This window comes from Thomasclavelia sp., assembly GCF_047249845.1.
GTDB lineage: Bacteria > Bacillota_I > Bacilli_A > Erysipelotrichales > Coprobacillaceae > Thomasclavelia.
In genome coordinates this window covers 1-2,255 of record NZ_JBKTWO010000135.1, presented here as the reverse complement: position 1 = coordinate 2,255, position 2,255 = coordinate 1, and the positions used below count along the sequence as shown (strand labels likewise).

At 29.0% G+C, this 2,255-nt stretch carries 1 protein-coding gene; it reads left to right on the top strand.

Going from position 1 to position 2,255, the window contains the following annotated elements:
• Positions 1–126: 126 nt before the first annotated feature.
• Positions 127–2,255 (top strand): DnaA ATPase domain-containing protein (locus tag ACLR9T_RS14005; RefSeq protein ID WP_413110097.1); only part of this gene is annotated, 2,129 nt, incomplete at its 3' end.

The window sequence follows — 2,255 nt, the reverse complement described above, 5'->3', positions numbered from 1 at the left end:
ATCGCCAATGAATTAAAGCTTAGCAGAAACATAGTCAGTCAATATTTAAACCAGCTTCATAAGGAATATAAATTGATCAAGATTAATACACGTCCAGTGTATTTCCTAGATTTTGAAACACTGACAATGAAATACCAATTAGTTGACTTAAAATGGGAATATTTAAGTATTGAAGAGATATTTAATGTATTAAATAATGCAAAAGAAAAATATGCGGACTTCAATAAAGCCATAGGAAAAGATAATAGCCTCTCTTATTGTATTGAACAAGCAATCACAGCTGTAACCTATCCTTCTAATGGGTTGCCTATTCTCATTTTTGGTGAAAGTGGTAGTGGCAAAACTTTCATTAGTTCCTTAATTAGTGAATACGCATTAAATAATAAAATCATCCAAAAAGGAGAAGACATTATTTATGTCAATTGCATGCGATATCAAAACAACTCTATTAATTTTATTAAATTAATAAATAAGATTATTGAACAAGAAAAAAAACGGAAACTGATTATCACATTTGATGATATACATTTATTGGAAACTGAGGCTATTGAAAAAATTTTAGCTATCCTTGAGGGTAAAAGTTCTGCTTTTCATACAACAGCAATTTCTCATCAATACATACTGACTTGTTCAACTAGACTAGATGAGAATATTCGCCAGAAATTAACAGCAAGAATTCCTATCATTCTAAATTTACCATCTCTTGATGAACGTTTATTAAACGAGAAAAAAAATTTTATTCAATACTTCTTCACTGAAGAGGAGAAAAAAATTAAATATAAAATTTCAATAAGCAATCATGTATTGAACTTATTAATAAACTTTAACTTCATAGATAATATCAATGGCTTAAGAAATGCTATTCAACTCAGTGTCGCTAATGCCTACGTTAAAATGAATCCCAATTCGTCTACAGAAATGAATGTTTTTGTTCACAACTTGCCTGATCTTCTAATTTCAAGCCGGACGATAGATACAATTAAAGATGAAGAAACAAACATGATTCGTATAAATAAAGATTTTAATACTACTCAAACCAATGAGACACTTAACTTTTTTAATACAATGCTTGAAACTTATATTGCATTCTCTGAAAACACTTTAAGTTTTAATGGTTTTATATCTCAATGTTTCCGTAAAATAAGTGATTACTATGAATATTTAATGTTTGATAATAAATATTCAAATTCAAGAATAAAGGCTATCGAAAATGTGACTAACACAATCGTTAATGAAATTGAGGATACCTATCACTTATACTTTCCAGCAACATTTCAGCATGCATTAGCATCTTCAATCTTTACAAGGTTACAAATGCATTCCAAATTTATGTCATTTGAAGAACAAAATGCTAAATTAATTGAATCATTTTATCAAACTGTCTGTGAAACCTTATCTAAAGAAGCCATCATCGCCGATGAAATTACAAATTTAACTTTCTTGAAATTAGATTTTAAGATGAGTAATCTTGAGAAAATTATCATTACCTTAAGTATTCATGTATATAATCACAATATTCATAATACAGAAACACGTGGAATTATCATTGCACACGGTTATCTCAGCGCTTCCTCAATTGCTGCTACTACAAATAGCTTATTAGGCTATCACCTATTTGAATCCTGCGATATGCCTCTAACGATGCAAATGCCAGAAGTAGCTGAAAAGGTAAAAAAATTGATGAATGTAAAACGAAATGTGAGAAATCTTGTTCTTATGGTAGATATGGGATCTTTAGAACACTTAGGTGAAAATCTCGATTCTCTTTATAATATAAATATTGGTATTGTAAATAATATATCAACTGGATTAGCCATAAATATTGGTCAAAAAATTCTTGCTAATGTTTCGCTAGAACATATTATGAAAGAGTCTTGTAATGAACATTTAATAAATTACAAAATTATCATAAATACTAAGCGAGATAAAGCTGTCTTATTTACAAGCGAAAACGGGAATATAATTAACGAAAGACTTGTTGATCTCTTTAAGAAAAGTCTACCAAGAAAAACTGGTATTCATATTATTCCATACGATTACAAAACCTTACTTGATGAAGGCGATAAAAGCTTTATATTTAACAGTCACGAAATTCTATTCATATGTGGTACCTTAAACCCAAATGTTACTTCTGTACCCTTCATAGGTTTAGATTCCTTCTTAAATACAAGTGAGCTATCAAAAATCGCTTCCATCTTATATTCGTATATGAATAAAACAGAGCTTATTCAATTTCAAGAGAATCTTTTATTAAA